This is a genomic window from Bacillus sp. OV166 (assembly GCF_900177675.1).
Taxonomy (GTDB): Bacteria; Bacillota; Bacilli; order Bacillales; family Cytobacillaceae; genus Neobacillus.
In genome coordinates this window covers 202,062-223,953 of record NZ_FXWM01000001.1, presented here as the reverse complement: position 1 = coordinate 223,953, position 21,892 = coordinate 202,062, and the positions used below count along the sequence as shown (strand labels likewise).

23 protein-coding genes are annotated in these 21,892 nt (G+C 39.5%); all 23 read right to left on the bottom strand.

Features of this window, described 5'->3' with window-relative positions; translation table 11 throughout:
- Window positions 1-2 precede the first annotated feature (2 nt).
- Window positions 3-635: a spore cortex biosynthesis protein YabQ gene (gene yabQ, locus CCK98_RS01080; RefSeq protein WP_088084935.1), complete on the bottom strand. Its 633-nt coding sequence runs from the start codon at window positions 633-635 to the stop codon at window positions 3-5.
- Window positions 632-934 (bottom strand): sporulation protein YabP, encoded by a 303-nt coding sequence (gene yabP / locus CCK98_RS01075; RefSeq protein WP_088084934.1) that lies wholly within the window; start codon window positions 932-934, stop codon window positions 632-634. The genes yabQ and yabP overlap by 4 nt, the downstream gene beginning before the upstream one ends.
- 76 nt (window positions 935-1,010) lie before the next feature.
- A complete protein-coding gene (locus CCK98_RS01070; protein ID WP_088084933.1) occupies window positions 1,011-1,286 on the bottom strand; it encodes an RNA-binding S4 domain-containing protein in 276 nt (91 codons plus the stop codon).
- Window positions 1,287-1,304: 18 nt separating this feature from the next.
- Entirely contained in the window at window positions 1,305-2,771 is a 1,467-nt protein-coding gene (mazG, locus tag CCK98_RS01065) for a nucleoside triphosphate pyrophosphohydrolase (RefSeq protein ID WP_088084932.1), read from the bottom strand.
- A 2-nt stretch (window positions 2,772-2,773) separates the two neighbouring features.
- The gene (locus CCK98_RS01060; RefSeq protein WP_088084931.1) at window positions 2,774-4,384 is read right to left on the bottom strand and encodes a polysaccharide biosynthesis protein; all 1,611 of its coding nucleotides are present in this window, start codon (window positions 4,382-4,384) and stop codon (window positions 2,774-2,776) included.
- A 162-nt stretch (window positions 4,385-4,546) separates the two neighbouring features.
- Entirely contained in the window at window positions 4,547-5,083 is a 537-nt protein-coding gene (gene spoVT / locus CCK98_RS01055) for a stage V sporulation protein T (RefSeq protein WP_088084930.1), read from the bottom strand.
- A gap of 238 nt (window positions 5,084-5,321) precedes the next feature.
- Window positions 5,322-8,867 carry a transcription-repair coupling factor gene (gene mfd / locus CCK98_RS01050; RefSeq protein ID WP_088084929.1) on the bottom strand — a complete coding sequence of 1,182 codons (3,546 nt, stop codon included), beginning with the start codon at window positions 8,865-8,867 and terminating at the stop codon, window positions 5,322-5,324.
- A 98-nt stretch (window positions 8,868-8,965) separates the two neighbouring features.
- The gene (locus tag CCK98_RS01045; protein WP_088084928.1) at window positions 8,966-9,196 is read right to left on the bottom strand and encodes an anti-sigma-F factor Fin family protein; all 231 of its coding nucleotides are present in this window, start codon (window positions 9,194-9,196) and stop codon (window positions 8,966-8,968) included.
- 143 nt (window positions 9,197-9,339) lie between these two features.
- Window positions 9,340-9,900: an aminoacyl-tRNA hydrolase gene (gene pth / locus CCK98_RS01040; RefSeq protein WP_088090244.1), complete on the bottom strand. Its 561-nt coding sequence runs from the start codon at window positions 9,898-9,900 to the stop codon at window positions 9,340-9,342.
- A 174-nt stretch (window positions 9,901-10,074) separates the two neighbouring features.
- A complete protein-coding gene (locus CCK98_RS01035; protein WP_088084927.1) occupies window positions 10,075-10,707 on the bottom strand; it encodes a 50S ribosomal protein L25/general stress protein Ctc in 633 nt (210 codons plus the stop codon).
- A 159-nt stretch (window positions 10,708-10,866) separates the two neighbouring features.
- On the bottom strand, window positions 10,867-11,823 hold the full coding sequence (locus CCK98_RS01030; protein ID WP_088084926.1) for a ribose-phosphate diphosphokinase: 957 nt from the start codon (window positions 11,821-11,823) through the stop codon (window positions 10,867-10,869).
- 23 nt (window positions 11,824-11,846) lie between these two features.
- A complete protein-coding gene (gene glmU / locus CCK98_RS01025; protein ID WP_088084925.1) occupies window positions 11,847-13,220 on the bottom strand; it encodes a bifunctional UDP-N-acetylglucosamine diphosphorylase/glucosamine-1-phosphate N-acetyltransferase GlmU in 1,374 nt (457 codons plus the stop codon).
- Between the two features lie 206 nt (window positions 13,221-13,426).
- Window positions 13,427-13,717 carry a septation regulator SpoVG gene (spoVG, locus tag CCK98_RS01020; RefSeq protein ID WP_003347151.1) on the bottom strand — a complete coding sequence of 97 codons (291 nt, stop codon included), beginning with the start codon at window positions 13,715-13,717 and terminating at the stop codon, window positions 13,427-13,429.
- Between the two features lie 153 nt (window positions 13,718-13,870).
- A complete protein-coding gene (locus CCK98_RS01015) occupies window positions 13,871-14,245 on the bottom strand; it encodes a RidA family protein (protein ID WP_088084924.1) in 375 nt (124 codons plus the stop codon).
- 15 nt (window positions 14,246-14,260) lie between these two features.
- Window positions 14,261-15,079 (bottom strand): pur operon repressor, encoded by an 819-nt coding sequence (gene purR / locus CCK98_RS01010; protein ID WP_088084923.1) that lies wholly within the window; start codon window positions 15,077-15,079, stop codon window positions 14,261-14,263.
- A gap of 56 nt (window positions 15,080-15,135) precedes the next feature.
- A complete protein-coding gene (gene ispE, locus CCK98_RS01005; RefSeq protein WP_088084922.1) occupies window positions 15,136-16,005 on the bottom strand; it encodes a 4-(cytidine 5'-diphospho)-2-C-methyl-D-erythritol kinase in 870 nt (289 codons plus the stop codon).
- A gap of 235 nt (window positions 16,006-16,240) precedes the next feature.
- Complete coding sequence (locus CCK98_RS01000; RefSeq protein ID WP_088084921.1) at window positions 16,241-16,426, bottom strand: small, acid-soluble spore protein, alpha/beta type; 186 nt, start codon at window positions 16,424-16,426, stop codon at window positions 16,241-16,243.
- Window positions 16,427-16,549: 123 nt separating this feature from the next.
- Window positions 16,550-16,813, bottom strand: coding sequence for a biofilm formation stimulator Veg (veg, locus tag CCK98_RS00995; RefSeq protein ID WP_066249244.1), 264 nt, complete (start codon window positions 16,811-16,813; stop codon window positions 16,550-16,552).
- 209 nt (window positions 16,814-17,022) lie between these two features.
- Window positions 17,023-17,907 carry a sporulation peptidase YabG gene (gene yabG / locus CCK98_RS00990; RefSeq protein WP_088090243.1) on the bottom strand — a complete coding sequence of 295 codons (885 nt, stop codon included), beginning with the start codon at window positions 17,905-17,907 and terminating at the stop codon, window positions 17,023-17,025.
- A 109-nt stretch (window positions 17,908-18,016) separates the two neighbouring features.
- Window positions 18,017-18,895 carry a 16S rRNA (adenine(1518)-N(6)/adenine(1519)-N(6))-dimethyltransferase RsmA gene (gene rsmA, locus CCK98_RS00985; RefSeq protein ID WP_088084920.1) on the bottom strand — a complete coding sequence of 293 codons (879 nt, stop codon included), beginning with the start codon at window positions 18,893-18,895 and terminating at the stop codon, window positions 18,017-18,019.
- Window positions 18,888-19,448 carry a ribonuclease M5 gene (rnmV, locus tag CCK98_RS00980; protein ID WP_088084919.1) on the bottom strand — a complete coding sequence of 187 codons (561 nt, stop codon included), beginning with the start codon at window positions 19,446-19,448 and terminating at the stop codon, window positions 18,888-18,890. Before rnmV ends, rsmA begins: the two co-directional genes overlap by 8 nt.
- A gap of 211 nt (window positions 19,449-19,659) precedes the next feature.
- Window positions 19,660-20,841 (bottom strand): G5 and 3D domain-containing protein, encoded by a 1,182-nt coding sequence (locus CCK98_RS00975; RefSeq protein ID WP_088084918.1) that lies wholly within the window; start codon window positions 20,839-20,841, stop codon window positions 19,660-19,662.
- A 235-nt stretch (window positions 20,842-21,076) separates the two neighbouring features.
- Window positions 21,077-21,844, bottom strand: a complete 768-nt coding sequence (locus CCK98_RS00970) for a TatD family hydrolase (protein ID WP_088084917.1) — start codon at window positions 21,842-21,844, stop codon at window positions 21,077-21,079.
- Window positions 21,845-21,892 lie beyond the last annotated feature (48 nt).

Sequence of the window (21,892 nt, the reverse complement as noted above, 5' to 3'; positions counted from 1 at the left end):
CCTTACTCTTTTGGTTTTTTCCATCTATTAATCAGCTTACTTATATAATTCCTGATTTTGTGAAAATTTCCTGCCGTTTTATTATATAACTTCTCGACGGAATTTTTAAGACTTTTCGGCAAAAGTTTCCAAAAAATTAACATAATTTTTTGTAACGGCACAAAAATAATCTTTAGTATAAATAGTAAAACCTTACCCATAAATCTAACAAGGGTTAAAAGCCCCCTGCCAATTGAAATGATAATGATAATAATTAGCTGAATAAGACCCAAGATTGGTTTATAAATCAGGAGATGGAAAGCTTTTTTTATAAAGCGGCTGACAGCTATCGTTGTTTTAATCGATACCTCCAGCAAGTGAAGGTAAATCCCTTTAAATAAACTCTGGTAGGCGGCAAATCCACAAATAAGTGCGAGGAAGATATAAAATCTTAATTCCCCATTATTCACTAAAAATAACGTGTAAAATATGATCACAGCTTGGATCATCCAAAATAATAAATCATTAAAGAATACAATCCACTGCTTTCTTTTCGGCCGATTTAAAAACCGCTGATAGGTATCGAACATGGCGCCGAATAACGACCCCATTCCTATCATTGAAAGCAACGTAATAAATTGAGTCGAGAGGGTCATCGGAATAACTTACTAAAGAACCCTTTAGCTTTCTCCCCGTGCTGTTCGTCAAGGTAAACTAAATCAAAAATTTTCCCCTTAATCGAAACAATCCCCTTTTCTACATCGAGATTTTTCATTTGCAAATTCTGTCCTTTGATTGCTAAAAATCCCATCGATGTTTCTAATAAAAATTCTTCATTATCAAAACTCTCCACTTGTTTGACACCGGTAATCTCAAGAAGTTTTCTGCCTCTCATGATGACGTCATGGTCTGGAACACTGCTCTTTGTTGGATTAGTATCATAATACTGGCTCATTAACATCCCTCACAATCATTTGTACAACCTTTTTGATACAATTTATGTGAAGGATTTGAAAATTAGAACTCGGTTACTACATTGGGAATTCTGTGGAGCCAATTCTTTCTTCATTGATGATCGTATACATCTCTGCTGCTTCCTCTTTGCGGGTGGTATCCTGGATCCGGTCAATCCTTGCGGTAACTTTTCTTTGCCCCAGTCGGATTGTTAATTCATCCCCGACTTTAACCGTTGAAGAAGCCTTGGCCTCTTTCCCATTAATTTCGATTCTCCCTTGGTCAGACACCTCTTTTGCTAAGGTCCTTCTTTTGATTAATCGCGATACTTTTAAAAACTTATCTAGACGCATGGATGATCTCCCCTTCTTCTAAAGTCCTAATAACTTAGCTTCGTCCCAGTATTGGTCGAGTTGTTCCAGTGTATGTTCTTCAAATGTCCTGCCACTGTCCTTTACTTTTTCCTCGACAAATCGAAAACGGCGTGTAAACTTTTCATTCGTTTCAAACAATGCTTCTTCTGGATGAATCTTCAAGAATCTGGCAACATTGACAAACGCAAATAGTAAATCGCCAAATTCCCCTTTAGCCCGTGCCATGCCTTCGTCTGTTCCGTCTAATTCATTCACAAATTCTTCGAGTTCTTCTTTCACTTTCTCCAGCGCAGGTGTGATTTCCTGCCAATCAAAGCCAACCTTTGCCGCTTTCTTTTGCAATTCATACGCTCTTAACAAATTCGGCAGGGCCATTGACACTCCTTCAAGTAAAGAAGAAGGCACTTCACCTTTTTCCTGCTTCTTAATTTCCTGCCAGTTTCTTACCACCTCTTCGGCATTATCCGCCTGACCATTTCCAAACACATGGGGATGGCGGCGAATCATTTTCGCTGATAATCCTTCAATAATGTCATCAATCGAAAAATAACCATCATCTTCACCGATTTGGGCATGGAGCATGACCTGCAGCAGTACATCGCCCAGTTCTTCAATTAAATGGTCAATATCTTCATGGTTAATTGCGTCAATTACTTCGTAGGTTTCTTCTATTAAATATTTTTTTAAGGATTCATGGGTTTGCTCTCTATCCCACGGGCAGCCAGTTGGACTCCTAAGTTCAGCAATAATTTCCCTTAACTTTGAAAAATTCTTCAATAGGATTTGTTCCTCTTTGACTGGCGGAATATAAACGGACGTCAGATTGTTAATCGATACATTTCGGTCCAATTCAAACAATGGAACTTTTTCGATTATTTCTTGACTGCTCCCTGCCGCTGTAACGATATAAACCTGATAATCATCTGGTAATTTTTCCATTAAGGTTAATTTAACGTTAGAGGCAACAAATTGGTCATATACTTGGCTCACAATCATATGTTGGTCAATTTGCAGTTGTGCTGCGTTGAGTGATGTCCCATCAAGTAACTGAAACCCTTCAATCGGGTCAATCTTTAACGAGGTAAATAAGGCATCAATAAAACTTTGTCCTCCGCCAATGCTTATTTCAATATCCCTTGTTGGACCATACGCCAAAAGAAGCTGTACAGCCCGCTCTGCTACTAGTGGATGTCCTGGGACAGCATAAACAATCGTCTCGCTTTCTGCCTTTTGCAACAGCGTCTCGACAATTTCTTGATATACTTCCTCGAATTGATCGTGTTTTTCATAGATTGAATCAAATGAAGTATACCTTAATCCTTCTTTCTCCAACTCAGAGACCACCGGATGTTCCTTCGTCCGCAAAAATAACGAGTTTGCTTTAAGTAACTTCTTATATACACCAACAGGAAGTTGTTCCAAATCTCCTGCACCTAAACCTAGAATTTCAATCCTTCTTACCATTGTTAATTCCTATCCTTTCGGGCCAATAATTTTATTAATGTACTTCCAAATGGAAATAGCGCCAATTCTTCCTCACGAAAGATTTTGCCTCTAATAATAATCAATAAAAAGAGGAAACCACCAACGATTACCGCGCTTAACGATTGAAAGACAGCTTCGATTCGACCATAATTATCCGAGCCGAACATATATAAATAAACCTTTAAAAAGAGGACCATCGATGCGGTGGCCATTATGATCGTTCTCCAAAAGTGAAGGGAGAATAGTGAAATCCGAACGACCTTTTTAAATTGAATGAATAGCAGTGCTGTGACCATTCCCAGCGAAATAAGTGATGAAATGGCAGCACCCATTGTTCCATATAAGGGTACCAAATAAACATTTAGGATATATTTTAACGGAAATATACATGCAACTGCGATGGCTGGAAATAGCAGCACACCCATGCCCTGCATAATGGCGATTATCGTCGCGGTAAGCGACGTAAACAAGATCACAAAACTCAATACCCCTAACACCGCTGAACCAGCTTCATTTTCAAACAGCATCGTGTTAGTCGGTTTAATGATTGCCCATAGACCTGAAGAGGCACCCAAACCGAAAATGATACTCACTTTAAGAGCTACTTGAATTTTGTGTTGTAAAAATTCAGGTTTGGCAGCCAACCGCTCTCTTGTGATTAAGGGAACAAGGGTTAAAGACATGGAGGTGGCAGCAATGGTTCCTAACTGAATTAATGGCTGTCCACGGTCAAATATCCCCTTAAGGCTTTTAGCCACGTCTCTATCAATCCCGCTTCCGACAAGCAGGGAGTAGAGATTCAAAGCATCGGCTAATTGGATAAATATCATGAGCATCCCGCTAATACAAATCGTGAGACCCTGATAGACAAGGGCCTTAAAGATCTTTTTTGCATCGTTTGCATATCTTTGAAACATTCCTTGCCTTGGTGCTACTACCTTCCATTCTTTACGTATCCATAAAAACATAAACAAGATAATTCCTGAGATCATACTGCCGGTAATCGAACCAAACATGGCCCCACCGCCGACAAGATAGAGGGAATAACCCTTTTCTATAAAAAGAGAGGCCAAAAAGAGAATCGTCAATACTCGTGTGGTTTGTTCCCCCACCTGTGATAGTGCCGTGGGGACCATGTTCCCAATCCCTTGGTAATAGCCTCTCAGAGTCGACATCATTGGAAACATTAGAAACACAATCGAGACTACCCTTAATAGAATCGAGAGATGGGGGTCATTCATCCAAACAGCGATGCTGTCCGCACCAAAGTAAAGAATAAGGAAACAGATAAAACCAAATAATTGCAAATAAATAAATGATACAAAAAGAAGCAAGCGTGATTTTTCGTCATCACCTTTTTGTTTCTGCTCCGCATAGAGCTTTGAAATGACGACAGGAAAGCCAGTCGTCGAAAGGACGATGGCCATCCCATAAAACGGATATACTTGCTGATATATGTAAAAGCCAATATCTCCGACAATGTTTTGAAAAGGAATTCGATAAAAGGCACTTAAAATTTTTGTAATAAGGGCCGCAAGCATTAGGATAAAGGCTCCTCTAAACAGAGCCTTTGATTGATTCACAGACTTCATTTATTCACCTACTAAGAAAAGCGCAAGCGCCCGTTTAGCGCTGGAGCTAGACAAAATATACAAACTCGAAGGTTATTATATCATGGGAAGAGTCCTTTTAAACTAAATAAAAAAGACAGCAATAGCTGTCTTTTTAAAATTTGTTAAATAGGATTAGTTCTTTTATGACTCCATTTGTCGAGCTAAGAAACCAGCTGCTGTTTCAACAGCCTTCTGCTCCACTTCGCCAAGAGTTCCTTCTTTAGAAAAAATGATGACTGCCCCGATTGGATCACCATTTGCAATAATAGGGCCGATCGTATATGAAGTTATTGCTTCTTCATTTCCATCCACTAAGGCGATGTCACCCTTTTGAGTGAACAGCACTGAATTTCGTTCTTCCATTGTTTTTTCAACTACATCACTAATATTTTTATTTAAGTATTCTTTCTTAGAACCGCCTGCCATTGCAATAACGGTATCTCTATCACAAATTAATACAGGGTTTCCGAGGCTATCGAAAAGTGCTTCAGCATATTCTTTGGCAAAATCACCTAATTCACTTATAGGTGAATACTTTTTTAAGATGACTTCTCCGTCTCGATCAACGAAAATCTCTAACGGATCCCCTTCGCGGATACGCAAAGTTCTGCGTATTTCTTTAGGAATGACAACACGACCCAAATCATCGATTCGACGAACTATTCCAGTTGCTTTCATCCAATGTTGCCTCACTTTCATCTGATGATTATTCAACTTGGCGATGACGGTTTTTCCTTTTATTGTAATCATCACCAACTTTGAACTTAGTATCTTTCATCTGGAAAGTTCTATACATAAACGTTATAATTTTTCAAATATATAACAATTATCCCAAATTGGATAAAGCAGGATTCCAGTGAATTGCTTGGGCAAACCACAAGCGGGACACTTTCTACCAATGTTTAGAGGAATCCAGTTAATTTACTGGATTTTCATGACCCTTTTTTGCTTGGGACAGACCCTTAACCATTTCAAAGGCAATATTAAGCCATTGTGAGGCTTTATAATCCTTGACCTTGATCACAATTTTCAGCCTAGGACCTTCCATGCCAGGCGTAACATTTCGGCCAAATTGGCTTCCAATATGAAAAATCTTACTTCCATCAATCGTGTTGGTAACCTGTTCATTCACTAAAATGGTTATTTCCTGTTTTAGCTGCTTAATTTGTTCCACCCCATTTATAAGGGCATAAACCTTCATTTCAGCGATTTGGAATAGGCAGGAAACCTCATCCGGATATTCACCAAACCGGTCCAACATTTCCGCTTCAAGCTCTTCAATATCTGCAAGAGTCTCGGCCCCTCTAAAACGTTTGTACATTTCTATTTTTTGATGCCCATCCTTAATATATGTATCCGGAATGTAGGCATCAATTTCAAGGTCAATTTCTACCGATTTTTTTACAGCTGCTCCAGTCACGCCGATGTTAACCTTTCGCTCTTCAATGGCTTCTTTCAACATTTGCGAATAAAGATCAAAACCGACGGAGTCAATAAATCCATGCTGCTGGGCCCCTAGTAAATTTCCTGCCCCTCTTATCGATAAATCACGCATCGCAATTTTAAATCCTGAACCTAATTCAGTAAATTCCTTGATCGCTTGAAGGCGCTTTTCAGCGACTTCTGTTAATACTTTATCTTTTCGATAGGTGAAATAGGCGTAGGCAACACGATTGGACCTTCCCACACGACCACGGAGCTGATACAGCTGGGAAAGCCCCATGCGATCCGCATCAAAGACTATTAATGTATTAACATTCGGAATATCCACACCTGTTTCAATAATGGTCGTACTAACAAGAACATCAAAATCACCAGCTAAAAAGCCAATCATCACCGCTTCTAATTCATTTTCTGTCATCTGACCATGGGCAAAGGCCACACGCGCATCGGGGACAAGCACCGATATTTCCTCAGCTTTTCGTTCAATGTCTTCCACTCGGTTATATAAAAAGTAGACTTGTCCGTCGCGGGCTAGTTCCCTTTCAATCGCTTCCCGCACCAATGATCCATTATATTCCATCACATAGGTTTGGACAGGAAAACGATTTTCAGGCGGAGTTTCGATAACCGATAAATCTCGGACCCCGAGCATTGACATGTGAAGAGTTCTAGGGATCGGTGTTGCCGTCAATGTTAATACATCGACATTCGTTTTTAATTTCTTAATTTTTTCCTTATGGGTAACCCCAAACCGCTGCTCTTCATCAATGATCAGCAATCCTAAATCACGATAAACAATATCTTTTGAAAGCAGGCGGTGTGTTCCTACGACAATATCAATCGTACCCGCTTTTAAACCTTTAATTGTATCCGTTTGCTGTTTTTTCGAGCGGAAACGGCTTAATAGGCCAATATTAATCGGATAATCCTGAAATCTCTCCCTTAACGTTTCATGATGCTGCTGAGCTAAAATGGTTGTAGGCACAAGAAAAGCGACTTGCTTCCCATCTGCGATGGCCTTGAAGGCCGCGCGAATAGCCACTTCTGTTTTTCCATAACCTACATCGCCGCAAAGGAGGCGGTCCATCGGACGTGGTCTTTCCATGTCCTTCTTAATCTCATGAATCGAACGCAACTGATCGTCTGTTTCTTGGTAAGCAAACGATGTTTCAAAATCTCTTTGCATATCGCCATCTGGAGAATAGGCATAACCCACAGCAGCTTCCCGCTCCGCATATAATTTGATTAAATCGTCAGCAATATCTTGAACAGAGGATTGAACCTTCTTCTTAACCTTTTTCCAATCCGTTCCGCCCAGTTTATAAATTTTTGGCTCTTTTCCTTCTGAACCGACATACTTCATGACCAGGTCAATTTGTTCAACTGGAACATAAAGTTTATCTGTCCCTTGATAGCGGATATGGAGATAATCCTTATGAATTCCATTAATGACCAGCGTTTCAATTCCTAAATACTTACCGATTCCATGGTTCACGTGAACAACATAATCACCGATTTTAAGCTCTGAGTAACTCTTAATTCTTTCAGCATTTGATAGTTTTTGACGGTTAGTAGATTTTTTGACCCGTTTATTAAATAATTCTTCTTCGGTAATCACAGCTATTTTCTGGATCGACAGTTCAAAGCCCGTTTGCAGGTTTCCTTGCATAATCTGAACTCGGCCAGGTAACAGCTGCTGTTCACCCTTCGTCATACTTGCACTAATTTCATAGTCCTCTAGTACACGCTCTAATTTTTTTACCCGCTCTTCATCCGGTCCTAAAAATAAAATAGAATAATTGCTTTTCTTCCACCTGTCGATCTCTGCCTTTAATAAATGCATTTGCCCATGAAAGTTTTGCATTTGTTTGCAGGAGACATTAATGATATTTTGCGGACTTGTATTGGCGACATGACGTAAGAACAAGGACATATAAACAATCGGTAATTCTCTTTTTTGCAACAGAACTGAAAGGTCATGGGAAATATGTAAATCATGGATAATCTGTCCTGTGCCAAGTAAGCTTGTATACCATTCTGCCTCTTCTTTTACTAAGGAATCATTCATCTCTTGAACTCGGCTTATTTCGTCAATAAACACAAGGCCATTGCTTGGCAGATAGTCTAGTAAACTAGCAGCCCTATCGTAGGCTAGTGAAAGGTATTTAAAGACTTGGTCAGGCTTTTGACCGTTTTTTAACTGCTCCAATTCAAAACTGATATTTTGCGATAGCTGCATTTTTGCTTTATCATCTTTTAGTTTTCGAAGACTTTTACCTAATCCGGCTTCAAGATGATCAATAATGCGGCTATAATTGTCTGCCTCTAACACTACTTCTGTTGCTGGTCCAATATGAACCTCTGAAACCTTCTCTTTTGAACGTTGATCCTCAAGCGAGAAATAACGAATCGAGTCAATTTCAGTATCGAATAATTCAATTCGCAGCGGATTTGCTTCGGTAAGCGGATAAATATCGATGATCCCGCCTCTTACGCTAAATTCCCCTGGAGTTGTGACCATTTCCGCTCGGATATAACCCATTTTTACAAATGTATTTAAGGTTTTCTCGATCGTTATATCTTCCCCTAATTTTAATGAGAGCTGGTATTCTTTCCACACAGACTTAGGAGGTACGATCTTCTTTAACCCTGCAATTGGGACAATTAATATTCCTTTATTATGCTTGCTCCAGTAGTTTAAAGCTTCAATTCTTTGGGCTTTTAATTCCGGACTGGCAATGCTCATCTCAGCAGCAATTAACTCATTGGCTGGAAAAAGAAAAACATCTTTCTCACTTAATAGATTGACAATATCATCATAGAGTTTTTGTGCTTGTAATAGATTGTGGGTGACGAGCATGATCGGCCTTTGCGTTTGTTCGTAGATAGAAGCGGTTAAAACTGTTCTTGACGAACCCGATAACCCCGCAATCAACTGTTCCTTTAATCCCTCTTCCACTCCCGCGATAACGGAATGGACATCTTCCTGCTTTAGAAATAACGATTTTAAAGCTTTCAAGGTTTCTCCTCCCTCCTCAACAAAATTCATATGAATAACGTTCTTATGTTAGTAAATTATAAATAGAAAAACGCTTTGGACGGTACTCCAAAGCTGGGTTAATGAATAAGGAAATCGTATTGATGGTAATCTGGATTCCGATCTAAAGCTTCCTGACAGTCTTCACAAATGGCTGTGATGTGAATATCGCCGGACGAGTCATACGCAACCATTTCCAGTCTTTCTTGATCTGTTAATTTATGAAGACCGAGGCTTTCGCTGTGTATCGATGCTTTATCAATTGAACCAAGTTTCGTACCACAATGACGACAATGGTAATGAATAGCCACGCCTGTCCCTCCCTAATCTAGGATTCCTTATTAGTATTAACCTACTAGGAGGAACTTATTCATTATTAACCGCTCGTATGATGATCCTTCCATTTCGTTTTAATGCTTTATTGTATGAAACAATGGCTTGTGTCATGAACAATTTACTGATTATATTCATTCATGACCTGCAAGAAGGGCTTCTCGAGCCATGCAGAGCTGGCTTCAGCACTTTTTTTCACTGCATCCTCAGTTGGAGCCTTTTCGTCCGGATGAAAACGTCCTAGAACATAATCAGGCACACTCATTCCAGGCTGAGGGCGGTCAATTCCAATCCTTATTCTGTTGAACTGCTGTGTTCCAAGATGGGCTACTGTGGACTTAATCCCGTTATGTCCGCCTGGACTCCCTTTTTGCCGAAGTCTAATCTTCCCGACTGGCAAATCCAGATCATCATAAATCACGAGCAGATCTTCTATGTCAATATCATAATAATCCATGACAGCTCTGATTGACTCTCCAGATAAATTCATATAAGTAAGCGGTTTTAATAAAATTACTTTTTCACCACTATAAAAACCAATCCCATACAGTCCTTTAAATTTGGACTGGTTAAGTGGGATCGCAAATTTACTCGATAGAGCATCAATGACTTCAAAACCAATATTGTGCCTCGTCTGGTCATATTGTTTTCCTGGGTTACCTAAACCAACGATTAACTTCATCTGGGGTCCCACCTCTTCTGGCTTAGCCAACCTTTTAAATATTTTACGAAACATAGATTTTTCTCCCATGAATATTTAATGCGATAAAAGACGTAACCTGAAGTGGATTACGCCTTCCAACTCTTAATTTACATTGCGCATGGAACATTGTCTAGCCCAAGTGTTATTGCTTTTCTATTCCGGAGTGGTCTCTCTTCCTTCTTCATTATCAGGATGTCCCGGTGCTTGTTGTTCACCTGCATTAATTTCCTCTTCTGCCTTCGGTGGAAGAATCGAAGCGATTACCTCATCATTCTCATGGTTAATCGTAAAAGAAGAACCTTGATACAGAATGTCGGCAATGGTTAACGTTTCACCTACTTGTAGGTTTGATACATCCACTTCAATTTGCGGTGGAATATTATCCGGAGTGGAAGTAACTGCTAATTGATGAAGTGGTTGCTGCATCACGCCGCCATCTTTTACTCCTGCTGCATCCCCAACGAGAACAAGTCTTACATCCACATTAATTTTTGAGGATTTATCTACAGCTAAGAAATCAACGTGTATGATTTCCTTTTTAATAGAGTCCTCTTGGTATTCGGTTAAGACTACATCCTGTTTACTGCCATCTACATCAAGAGAAATAACACCATTCCTGCCCACTTGACGGATCGTCTTTGTTAAGTCTGCTGAACTAATCGACACGGGCTTACTATCGACCTTCGCACCATAAATAATCGCGGGGATGTCCCCGTTTTTTCTAATTGCCTTTAATGCGGAATGACGGAATTCCTTCCGTTCTTTTGCCTGTAGTACAGTACTCATGTTTAGTTACCCTCCTATTTTATCAAAAACTGTCTATATAAAAATGCCCCAAAAGAGGGAGGTCTAAACATTTTTTTGGACTGTTTATTCCAAAATAGGTAACTATACATAAGCAAAAGTAGGATCTGACCAAAGAGGCCAGACCCTTCATTCTTATCATCAATCAAACAAAGTACTTACTGATTGCTCCTCATGAACACGAATAATTGCTTCACCAAGCAGTGGCGCTACAGATAAGTTAATAATCTTATCAATTTTTTTCTCTTCTGGAAGTGCAATGGAATTAGTGATCACTAATTCTTTAATTTTTGAATTTTGAATCCTTTCGATTGCAGGACCCGATAAGACAGGATGGGTACAGCAAGCATAAACTTCTGATGCACCGTTTTCAATTAAAGCGTTCGCAGCGAGTGTGATGGTTCCGGCTGTATCGATAATATCATCAATTAAAATCGCCGTTTTCCCTTCAATGTTACCTACGATATTCATCACTTCAGCGACATTTGGTCTTGGGCGGCGTTTATCGATAATCGCAATTGGAGCTTTCATCCGTTCCGCTAATTTCCGAGCTCTAGTTACGCCGCCATGGTCTGGAGAAACGATGACAATTTCGCTATTGAAATCTCTAGTTTTAAAATAGTCAGCTAAAATAGGTACACCCATTAAATGATCCGTAGGAATATCAAAGAATCCTTGAATTTGTGGTGCGTGCAGATCAAGACAGATCACACGGGTTGCTCCTGCCGTTTCAAGCAGGGTTGCCACTAATTTAGCTGTAATCGGCTCACGAGCACGCGCCTTACGATCCTGACGTGCATAGCCATAATATGGCATCACAATATTAATCGTTTTAGCAGAAGCTCTTTTTAATGCATCAATCATGATTAATAATTCCATGATATTTTCATTTACCGGCTGGCTAGTCGATTGGATGACATACACATCACCACCACGAATACTTTCTTCAATATTGATTTGAATTTCTCCATCACTAAATCTTGTGACAGAACATTTACCTAATTCAACACCGATGAATTTAGCAATTTCTCTTGCAAGGGGAAGATTGGAATTTAAACTAAATACCTTAAGATTTGGGTCTAAATATTGATTCGACATAATAGCCTCCTAAATTTCTTAGCCTATTTCTTTAGATTAAGCTGTTGAACGTAATTTTCCTTATTCACTTGCTTTGCCCGGGCAATCGATAAGGCCTCACTTGGTACATCTTTTGTAATCGTTGAACCAGCGGCCACATATGCACCCTTCTTAATCGTAACAGGAGCAACTAGATTTGAATTGCAGCCAATAAAGACTCCATCTTCTATTTTTGTTAAGAATTTATTTTTACCGTCATAATTCACTGTAATCGAGCCACAGCCAATGTTTACATCGGAACCTACCTCAGCATCACCAATATAGCTGAGATGGGAGGCTTTGCTTCCTTTTCCAAAGACAGCCTTTTTAATTTCGACAAAATTGCCAATCTTCACTTCATCCTGAATCGCTGATTCTGGACGAATATGGGCAAATGGCCCAATGTTGACTTGAGCACCGATTGAGCTATTATGGGCAACTGATTGACGGATTACCGTTTCAGCGCCAATTTCACACGAAACGATTTCAGAGTTTGGTCCAATCTGACATTCTGCTCCAATCACTGTTTTGCCTTTGATCATCGTTCCTGGATAGATAACTGTATCCTGCCCTATTTCAACCTCTGTTTCTATATAGGTGTTCGCAGGATCAATAATCGTTACCCCATTCCGCATATGTGCTGCATTCGTACGGCCACGCATAATTCGTTCTGCTTCTGCTAAAGCCACGCGGTCATTCACACCTAATGTTTCTTCAAATTCATCTGTTTGGAAAGCTGTGACAACTTCCCCCTGTTTTTTTAGAATTTCTATCACATCTGGTAAATAATATTCCCCTTGAACATTTTCATTTGAAACATTCTTTAAGGCTTCAAATAATGCAAGATTATCGAAGCAATAAGTACCAGTATTGATTTCATTAATCTTTCTTTCCTCTTCAGAGGCGTCTTTATGCTCAACAATTTTTTCAACTAAGCCTTTTTTATTACGAATGATTCGGCCGTATCCTGTTGGGTCTTCAATTCTCGCTGTGAGGATGGTAGCTTTTGCAGCTAGCTCTTCATGATGTTTAAACAGAGACTCCATCGTTTCAGCTTTGATTAGAGGAGTATCCCCACAAACAACAATCGTCACTCCTGCTTTCCCTTCGAGCAGGCTCTGTGCCTGACTAACAGCATGGGCAGTACCTAACTGCTGATCTTGGAGAGCATACCGACTGCTATCGCCCAGCTGTGCTTGCACCATTTCTGCCCCATGACCAATAATTGTGACAACTTCTTGTATATTAAGCTTCATTACTTGGTCAACCACGTGTTGTACCATTGGTTTTCCGCATACCAGGTGTAATACTTTATATAGCTTTGACTTCATCCGCGTTCCTTGCCCTGCAGCCAAAATCACAGCATAACGATTATGCATGTTTAAGTCCTCCAATTAACCTTTTTATCCATTAAAAATATTAACGTAAATGGGCGCTCTTTTCAAGGTATGTGAGGGAAGAGTCTAATTTTGTAATAATGAATTAATTTATGAGGATATAAAAATAGAGGTAATAAAGGGGATGGGGTTAACTAAAAACAATAAAAAGAGCCTTCATAGAAGAAAGGCCCTAGTTGTAAAAATCCTTAGGAAGCTCCGGCTTCTTCAAATTCTACTTCTAATTCACCTAAACGGTGGTACTCAGCCAAAACAGCTTCTTGGATTTTACCGCGCGTTCCTGAATTAATTGGATGCGCAATGTCACGAAATTCTCCATCTGGAGTACGTTTGCTTGGCATAGCTACAAATAAACCGTTGTTCCCGTCAATAACACGAATGTCATGAACAACAAATTCATTGTCCAAAGTGATTGATGCAATCGCTCTCATGCGTCCATCCGTATTAACTCGGCGTAATCTTACGTCAGTTACTTCCATGTGCTCACACCCTTTTCTGATATAAAAAGCTAAATAATTAAATTCAACAAATTTTTCAGAAATCCTTCTTTATATTCAAAATATTTTAGAAAATTTAGGGCAAAATAGTGAACAATTGTAAACACGGGAGTAAATTAACAGAAATTAATTAAATTACTTGACGAGTGCGACAACTTCAATTTCAACTAAAACATCTTTTGGTAAGCGGGCAACCTCGACGCACGAACGAGCAGGTTTATGGATTGAGAAATATTCACCATATACCTCGTTTAATGAAGCGAAATCATCCATATTTTTAATAAATACAGTTGTCTTAACGACTGTTTCAAAAGACGCACCAGCAGCTGTTAAAACTGCCTGTAAATTTTGAAAAACTTGGTGAGCTTGTTCTTTAATATCGCCGGTTACCAAGGCTCCATCAGCTGTTAATGGAATTTGCCCTGAGCTATAGAACATATTATTTACGATAATTCCTTGCGAGTATGGGCCAATAGCCGCCGGTGCTTGATTTGTTTGAACTGTTTTCATCCAAATTCCCTCCAATTATTTAGTAAAATAATTTCCAACTTGAACATTAATCTTTTTTTCCTTCACATCCACATCAGATAACTGAACGAGGGAAATATATTCATCGACTAGACGCTCCTGAATTTTTTCTGCCTCTACTAAAACTGCAATCCCAGCCAGATGCCCATTAAATTCCTCAAGCATGCTGATCATTCCCATGACAGTTCCGCCAGCCTTCATAAAATCATCGACAATAAGGACGCGTGAATCCTGTTTCATGCTTCGTTTTGAAAGGACCATGGTTTGGATTCTTTTGGCTGAACCGGACACATAATTAATACTTACTGTCGGTCCCTCCGTTACTTTACTATCTCTTCGGACGATGACAACTGGAACATTTAACTGACTTGCCACAGCATAGGCAAGCGGAATTCCTTTTGTAGCAACGGTCATGACCACGTCAATTTTTGCATCTGTATAGGCAGAGGCAATAATGCGGCCCGCGTTTTGCACTACTTGAGGATCCCCTAATATATCAGTTAAATATAAATATCCACCAGGTAAAAGCCTGTCAGGTTTAGCAATTAATTCACACAATTCATTGATAAAAGGTTCTGCTGCTTCTTGACTTACTTTTACAAAGAACTTTACCCCGCCTGAAGCCCCTGGCACTGTTTGTATGGTCCCAATTCCTCTTTTTTCAAACGTCTCTTTGATGATACCCAAATCTTCACTAATCGATGATTTCGCAGATGAATAACGATCTGCAAAAAAAGTTAGCGGAACTAGTTGCCGAGGATGATCTAATAAATAATTTGTCATATCAATCAAACGTTCACTGCGGCGAAATTTCATAACATGCCCCCAAAAACACGAATATTCTAGTTATAGAATACCATTTTCGTACGTTTTTAATCAAGTGAGTGCCGTTCCCCTAACATGCGGACCGCAAATACTTGGTCACAGAATCCTCTTAATCCATTATAAATTCGATGCATTCTTGAATCATGCTGAACAATTCCGAAAACAGTTGGACCGCTGCCGCTCATTAATACGGCATCTGCACCAAAACGCTTCATTTGTTCTTTTATTAATGCAACTTCAGGGTGAAGGTTTAAGGTAACATCTTCTAAAACATTCCCCACGTTTGTACACACCTTTTGGTAATCATGTTCATTTATTGCTTCAATCATTCCCGGAATGTTTGGATGGGCCATTTTATTGGTATCTAGTCTTCGGTATACTTCTGCTGTTGAAACCCCAATAAAGGGCTTCGCAAGGATCACCCAACATGTCGGAGGGGCAGGTATTTCGGTAATCATTTCTCCTCTGCCCTTTGCCAAAGCAGTACCTCCATAGACACAAAATGAAACATCTGATCCAATTTCGCTTCCTAGTTCGGCCAATTCATCCATTGTTAAACCGAGATTCCAAAGTTTATTTAAACCTCTTAAAGTGGCAGCAGCATCACTGCTTCCCCCCGCAAGCCCAGCCGCAACGGGAATCGTCTTTTCAATCGAAATCAGCACACCTTTTTTCACATTAAATCGATCCTTCAAGAGCTGTGCAGCTTGAAAAGCTAAATTACGCTGGTCATCAGGGACATAGCGATTGTGGGAATGGATATGTATTTTATCATCGTTTAATAACGATAATTCAACCCGGTCAGCCAAATCAATAGTGGTCATAATCATCTCCACCTCATGAAAACCGTCTGATCGTTTGTGTAAAACATCTAATGCTAAATTTATTTTGGCCGGGGCTTTTACTAAAAGCTTCACTACGTCCACCTACTTCTTTATTGTCCGGAAATCCACATTTTGTCCTATTTTACCACAAAATGATAAAACTAAGACGTGAGATATGATAAATCCTATCAAATTTCATATTTTATTATTAGTTTTTTAAGAAAAGGGTCATAAATTGGAGAAAAAGAAAGCCAGAGGAGATTGTCCTCTGGTCTCGCTGAAGTATGTGATTGATTAATATCAAAAGCGGAAGTGACTTATTTAAAAGTTAAACTCTTGGACCCTGATTAGCCAAATGTTCTTGTGCAAGTTCAACGGCACGCTTGACCATATTCCCTGCATCCTTTGCCTTGATGCCGCCCCATCCTTCTTTTTGAACGACATCATAAAAGCCAAGCTCTTTCGCAAGCTCCTCTTTAAAGCGACTGGACATAATCCCTCTTCTTCTGCTCATCTAAACAACCCCCCTTCATACTACAGCATTGTTAGTATGGGATAGATATAGGGTTTTCATGAAACTGTTTTAAAATAGCAAAAAGCAGTAAACAAATGTTTACTGCTGTGTATTGCTTATATTCTAATTTAAGGCTAAATGTCCTGATGCATCTTCGTAGAAAGTAATTTGAACTGTTTCTGTTAACACATCTGCATAGCTGTAAGAAACACGTTCAAATGAGTTTTCATCCTGATCTAATTCAATAACAAAAACAGATGGATAAGTTTCAGCTAAAACACCGGAACGTTCAATCGTCTTCCTTCGTCCTCCGTTGGCTTTAAGCAGTAATCTTTTCCCTAAATTTGTGTCAAGAGCCTTTTTAATATCGGCTAAGGTTTTTGGCATTTCAGTCCACCTCACTGTGTAAAGTATAACACACTGACATAGTCATGTCAAACAAAAACATAAATTATATCAGTCAAACAAAAAGATTGTCAATATTTTTTATTCTACTTTTTCTTCTAAATTTCAACATTTTTATCGTTACCTTATTTGGATGGGAATATGTATCGGCTCAGAAATAAAAAAAATAAGCCTTATCGGACAGCAAAGGCTTATTCATCCTCTTCTTGGATTGGCCGATAAGGCATTCCCGTTCGTAACACTCCTCTTGTTTCAATTCCTCCAAGTCCCTTTTGACCTGTTAATGTGTTCCTTAACACGTCCCAGACATTAATTCTCTCCATAAAAGGTGTAAAGCTGATTTTGGCGACAATATAGACTGGGTCGAGGGCGTGGATGTTAATTCTTGAGGGCGAACTGGCATAATTTGCCCCAGCATGAATCAATGATTCAAAGTGCGATTGACATGCTCCTGCAAAAATAACCAACTGATCTAAGTGGGGAATCTTTTTTCGTGCTTCCTTGACCGTTTGGACGAAATGTTTGGAATGGCGATATGCATTAATATCCGTCATTTTTCCTTTTGCCTTTGAATACGCGTCATGTCCTGTAATAACAAGAATATCCGGGCGGTATAAATCAATCAATTCCCCTATTTTTTCTGGCATTTCTTTTTCATTACAGTGTATACCTAAAACAGGGATTCCCACTTTTTCATACAGTGTCATGCATTTCTTCAAATAGGATGAATCACCATCCAGATGGAGAACCTTCCCTGGCATTTGAAAATAATTACTTGGTTTTACATATCCTCCGGTCGCTTCATAATCCTGACGGTGCTTGAGTAATTCAACATCCTGTTTAAACAGCTTAAAAGACTGTTCCTCAAGTGTCCGGTATTCTTTCTTCAGCTTGACTCGTTGATTATCGTCGATGACGACCAAATCCTCGTATGGTGCGTCTGCCACAAGGCGAAAGTCTTCTCCGTATAGAACTGCAAATTTCTGGTCGTTTATTTTTCGAACATCAATCACTCGAAAGAGAATATCACAATTATACGAACGCCTGCCGACAATATCCATTAATTTTATATCCACTGTGGTCACTCCAATAAGACCAGCAAAAGGGCCTTTAAATAAAGTTTCTCTCATAGGCTATGCAAACCTTTGCTTTCTTGTGAAAAAAAATAGACCCTATAAAAAGAGTCTAGTGGAAAAACGGATATAATTCTTCGCTTAAGCGGCCAAATTCCTCTAAGGAAAGGGTCTCTCCTCTTCTAGCAGGATCGATTCCGCTTGCACTTAAGGCCTGGAGGATGTCTTCTTTCTTTTGCTTTCCCTCGGGTAGCTGGCTAGTTAAATTATTAAGCAGGGTTTTTCTTCGTTGCGCAAAGCTGGCCCTGGTCACTTGAAAAAAGAATGTTTCATCTGTGACCGTAACAGCGGGATGTTCCCTCCTGGTTAACCTGATGACGGCAGAATCCACATTCGGCTGCGGCACAAAGACCGTTTTTGGAACGATCATTACTGTTTCTGCCTCTGTGTAATACTGAACGGCGATGGAAAGTGAGCCATAGTCCTTCGTCCCTGGCCGTGCAGAAATCCGGTCTGCTACCTCTTTTTGGAGCATACAAACAATCCCGCGGATGGGTAAATGCTCTTCAAGAAGCTTCATGATGATCGGTGTTGTAACATAATATGGTAAATTAGCAACCACCATGATATCGTCCATATCATTAAATTCTTCGCTAATAACTTCTGCCACATCTGCCTCTAATACATCGTTATGTATGATTTTTACATTGGGATAGGGTGATAAGGTATCATTTAAGATTGGTAATAAACGTTGATCAATCTCGAAGGCGACGACCTTTTTGCTTGTGCGGGCCAATTGCTCAGTAAGCGCACCAATTCCTGGTCCGATTTCAATCGCACCAGAATCTTCTGTTAAATTCGCAAAGCTAACAATCTTTTTCAAGATATTTGTATCAATTAAAAAGTTTTGGCCAAGGCTCTTTTTAAATGAAAATCCGTATTTTTTAAGAATATCTTTTGTCCTTACCGGTGTAGCTATATCTTTATTCATGTAGTTCCTCCTGACTTACAACCCTTAGTGCTTCAGCGAATTCCTGCTTACTGATTTGGAATACATTTAAGCGCTTATGAAGCTGTTTTCCATTGGTATAACCAATTTTTAAAATTTTTCCCAACATGATTCTTCTTTCTTTAGCCCCTTCACCGCCGATAAGGCCAGCTGTAAGTAGGTCCTCTTGCGTTATTTCCTCTATAAACGTTTCACGCATGGTCTGGGCATCCTTTAGCGCCTCTTGGATGGCTTCAGGACTGGCATGTTCCACACCGAGGCTTTCCCCTGCTTTTCCCATAGCTGCTTCCTTCGTTAAAAATGCGTGTTTACAACCAGGAACAGCCTCAGCGATCGTCTTTCTAATTTTTTCACCAGGAAAATCAGGGTCCGTAAAAATAATTACGCCTCGGGACTGTTGAGCACGTCTTACCTTTTCAATGGTGGTTTCATTTACAGCTGAACCATTTGTTTCAATTGTATCTGCATTGATTGCCCGTTTAATCGCTGTAGTATCGTCTTTACCTTCCACAACTATAATTTCTTTAATCTTCATTTTAAAAGTGTGAGCCTCCGTAATAAAAAAAATAAATAATGAAAAAAACTTGAAACATTTTTGTAATGTACATCGTCTATATTATTGAATCCATTCATACAATAAAGTAAAATAAAGATGAAGCATTTTATCAATATGTATTCGATGTTAGTATAAAGAAATTTATGAAAAAAGCAAAATGCAGAGGATAGGACCCTCTGCAAATTGTAAACTAATTTAAAATTTTAATCTTTACTTTTTTGCGCCCCCAGCGGTAGCAATCCTGATTGGATGGCATGAATAAATCAATGATATATCCTTTAATTGCCCCTCCTGTGTCAGCTGCTACAGCATAGCCGTATCCTTCAACATACACCTTTGTTCCCAGCGGAATAACTCTTGGGTCAACAGCAATCACCTTCATGTTCGGGTTAGCTCGGAGATTAAGTCCCGTTGCTGTTCTACCTGAACAGCCATTACAATACGCTGTATAAGCAGTTGCAGTAACGTAAAACTCCTGTCCCGACTCATCTGCACCACGTGAAACTTGTAACGATAAATCCTTCGTTCCGACAGCCACAACTTTATCTTGCTTTTCTGCAATCTTCTGCTCACTAATTAATTTTCTAGTTACTTCTTTGCCATTTTCAATTAGGACTTCATATTGTTTAGAAACGCGACCGTGCTTGCCTTCGGTAATGATCTTTTCTTTGCCTTTTTCTAAACTTTCATCCTTTTTGGTTACTACAGCAAATTGAACAGGTTCTTCCACTACATCGGTGACTTTTTCTACTCGAATGACGTTAACAACACCATTTTCTGAGATGGTTTCTGTTAATGACGGTTCAACTCGGTCTAGTGTGTTTAACTGAATGCCCTGTTGTGATAAAAAGTCAGCGACCGTAGCCGAAGTGGCCCAAACTTGTTGCTTTTTACCGCCGTCAACATATGTAAGATGAAATGCTTCTTTTATTCCAACCTTCATCTTATCTTGTATTGCTGCTTGCGGTCTAGGTGAGATTTGGTCATGTTTGCTCAAAACAATTTTCTGCTCTTTTAGGAGTTCAGCTACTGTATCAGCTGTCGTCCAGATCGTTTTTTTCTCGTTGTCCTTGACAATGTGAACCTGGTTAGCTTGCTTCCATTCGACTTTCAGGTGGTCCTTCACCTTTGCATTCGCCTTAGGTTGCAAATAGTCTTGTGAGCGGGTGGATACATCCAATTCATCTAATAATTCTTTGATGGTATCTGCATGTGTTTTCACGACCTTTTGCTGATCGTTAAGAGTGATGGCAACAGTTTTCTTTGATCCTTCGTAAAAAAGAATACCAAGAGTTGTCAGCAAAACTACGAAACTAGCAAAAGCAATGGTCAATGTCTTCCGGCTCAAAGACTTGGAAAACAGGTTTTTCATGTTTTTGAATACGATGAAAAACGCCTCCTTTTCTTAGAGAGATTAATGAACCATGCTGTCGGCTGTTAATCTTTGCATACTGTGCGAAGGTATTTCTAATTATGCACAAAGTTGGGAAAATTGCAAAGATAAACTTATCGACACGGTTATCCTATGTAGAAAAGGAGACATGTAGAACTTTTTGTTATCGCTAAAATATAAGACAAGCTTCCACCAGCTTCGACAAATTCCCCTATCATTTTATGGCGAATAATTTTTTAGCATTTCGTGTCGTTGCTTCCGCCACTTCTTCGATTGTCAATCCTTTTATTTCGGCAATTTGTTCAGCTACTAATTTTACATAACTAGGCTCATTTCTTTTCCCGCGGTAGGGATGGGGAGCCAAATACGGGCAATCTGTTTCTATTAATAGTTTATCAAGTGGAATTTCTGCAGCTACTTCTTTCGGCTTTTTGGCATTTTTGAAGGTAACAGGGCCGCCAAGAGAAATATAAAAGTTCATTTTCACGCATTCCTTCGCCACTTCAGGGCTGCCGCTAAAGCAATGCATAATCCCGCCTACTTCTTCCGCATCTTCTTCCTTTAAAATTTCCACAATATCAGCTGTTGCTTCGCGATTATGAATCACGATTGGAAGATTAACCTTTTTAGCAAGTCTGATTTGTTTTCGAAAAACTTCCTTCTGAATATCCTTTGGAGATTTGTCCCAATGATAATCCAAGCCCATTTCACCGATGGCAACTACCTTTGGATGGGCAGTTAATTCCTCTATCCAACGTAAATCCTCCTCGGTCATGTCGATCGCATCAACGGGATGCCACCCAATGCAGGCAAAGATAAAATCATAGCTATCAGCTAATTCCATTGCCCTTTGAATGGTCTTGCGGTCAAACCCGACCACGACCATAGTAGTGACTCCCTCACTTTGAGCCCTGGTGATCACTTCTTCTAAATCCTCGTTATATTGGTCATCATTTAAATGTACATGGGTATCAAATAGCATAGTTTTGCTCCTTCACCATTTTTTTCAATAAGAACTTTATTTTTCGCT

Excerpts from the sequence above, each read along its gene's own strand:
- yabQ (WP_088084935.1), bottom strand. The coding sequence starts at position 635 with ATGACCCTCTCGACTCAATTTATTACGTTGCTTTCAATGATAGGAATG.
- yabP (WP_088084934.1), bottom strand. The coding sequence starts at position 934 with ATGAGCCAGTATTATGATACTAATCCAACAAAGAGCAGTGTTCCAGAC.
- CCK98_RS01070 (WP_088084933.1), bottom strand. The coding sequence starts at position 1,286 with ATGCGTCTAGATAAGTTTTTAAAAGTATCGCGATTAATCAAAAGAAGG.
- mazG (WP_088084932.1), bottom strand. The coding sequence starts at position 2,771 with ATGGTAAGAAGGATTGAAATTCTAGGTTTAGGTGCAGGAGATTTGGAA.
- CCK98_RS01060 (WP_088084931.1), bottom strand. The coding sequence starts at position 4,384 with ATGAAGTCTGTGAATCAATCAAAGGCTCTGTTTAGAGGAGCCTTTATC.
- spoVT (WP_088084930.1), bottom strand. The coding sequence starts at position 5,083 with ATGAAAGCAACTGGAATAGTTCGTCGAATCGATGATTTGGGTCGTGTT.
- pth (WP_088090244.1), bottom strand. The coding sequence starts at position 9,900 with ATGAAGTTAATCGTTGGTTTAGGTAACCCAGGAAAACAATATGACCAG.
- CCK98_RS01035 (WP_088084927.1), bottom strand. The coding sequence starts at position 10,707 with ATGAGTACTGTACTACAGGCAAAAGAACGGAAGGAATTCCGTCATTCC.
- CCK98_RS01030 (WP_088084926.1), bottom strand. The coding sequence starts at position 11,823 with ATGTCGAATCAATATTTAGACCCAAATCTTAAGGTATTTAGTTTAAAT.
- glmU (WP_088084925.1), bottom strand. The coding sequence starts at position 13,220 with ATGCATAATCGTTATGCTGTGATTTTGGCTGCAGGGCAAGGAACGCGG.
- spoVG (WP_003347151.1), bottom strand. The coding sequence starts at position 13,717 with ATGGAAGTAACTGACGTAAGATTACGCCGAGTTAATACGGATGGACGC.
- CCK98_RS01015 (WP_088084924.1), bottom strand. The coding sequence starts at position 14,245 with ATGAAAACAGTTCAAACAAATCAAGCACCGGCGGCTATTGGCCCATAC.
- purR (WP_088084923.1), bottom strand. The coding sequence starts at position 15,079 with ATGAAATTTCGCCGCAGTGAACGTTTGATTGATATGACAAATTATTTA.
- CCK98_RS01000 (WP_088084921.1), bottom strand. The coding sequence starts at position 16,426 with ATGAGCAGAAGAAGAGGGATTATGTCCAGTCGCTTTAAAGAGGAGCTT.
- veg (WP_066249244.1), bottom strand. The coding sequence starts at position 16,813 with ATGCCAAAAACCTTAGCCGATATTAAAAAGGCTCTTGACACAAATTTA.
- rsmA (WP_088084920.1), bottom strand. The coding sequence starts at position 18,895 with ATGAATAAAGATATAGCTACACCGGTAAGGACAAAAGATATTCTTAAA.
- rnmV (WP_088084919.1), bottom strand. The coding sequence starts at position 19,448 with ATGAAGATTAAAGAAATTATAGTTGTGGAAGGTAAAGACGATACTACA.
- CCK98_RS00975 (WP_088084918.1), bottom strand. The coding sequence starts at position 20,841 with ATGAAAAACCTGTTTTCCAAGTCTTTGAGCCGGAAGACATTGACCATT.
- CCK98_RS00970 (WP_088084917.1), bottom strand. The coding sequence starts at position 21,844 with ATGCTATTTGATACCCATGTACATTTAAATGATGACCAATATAACGAG.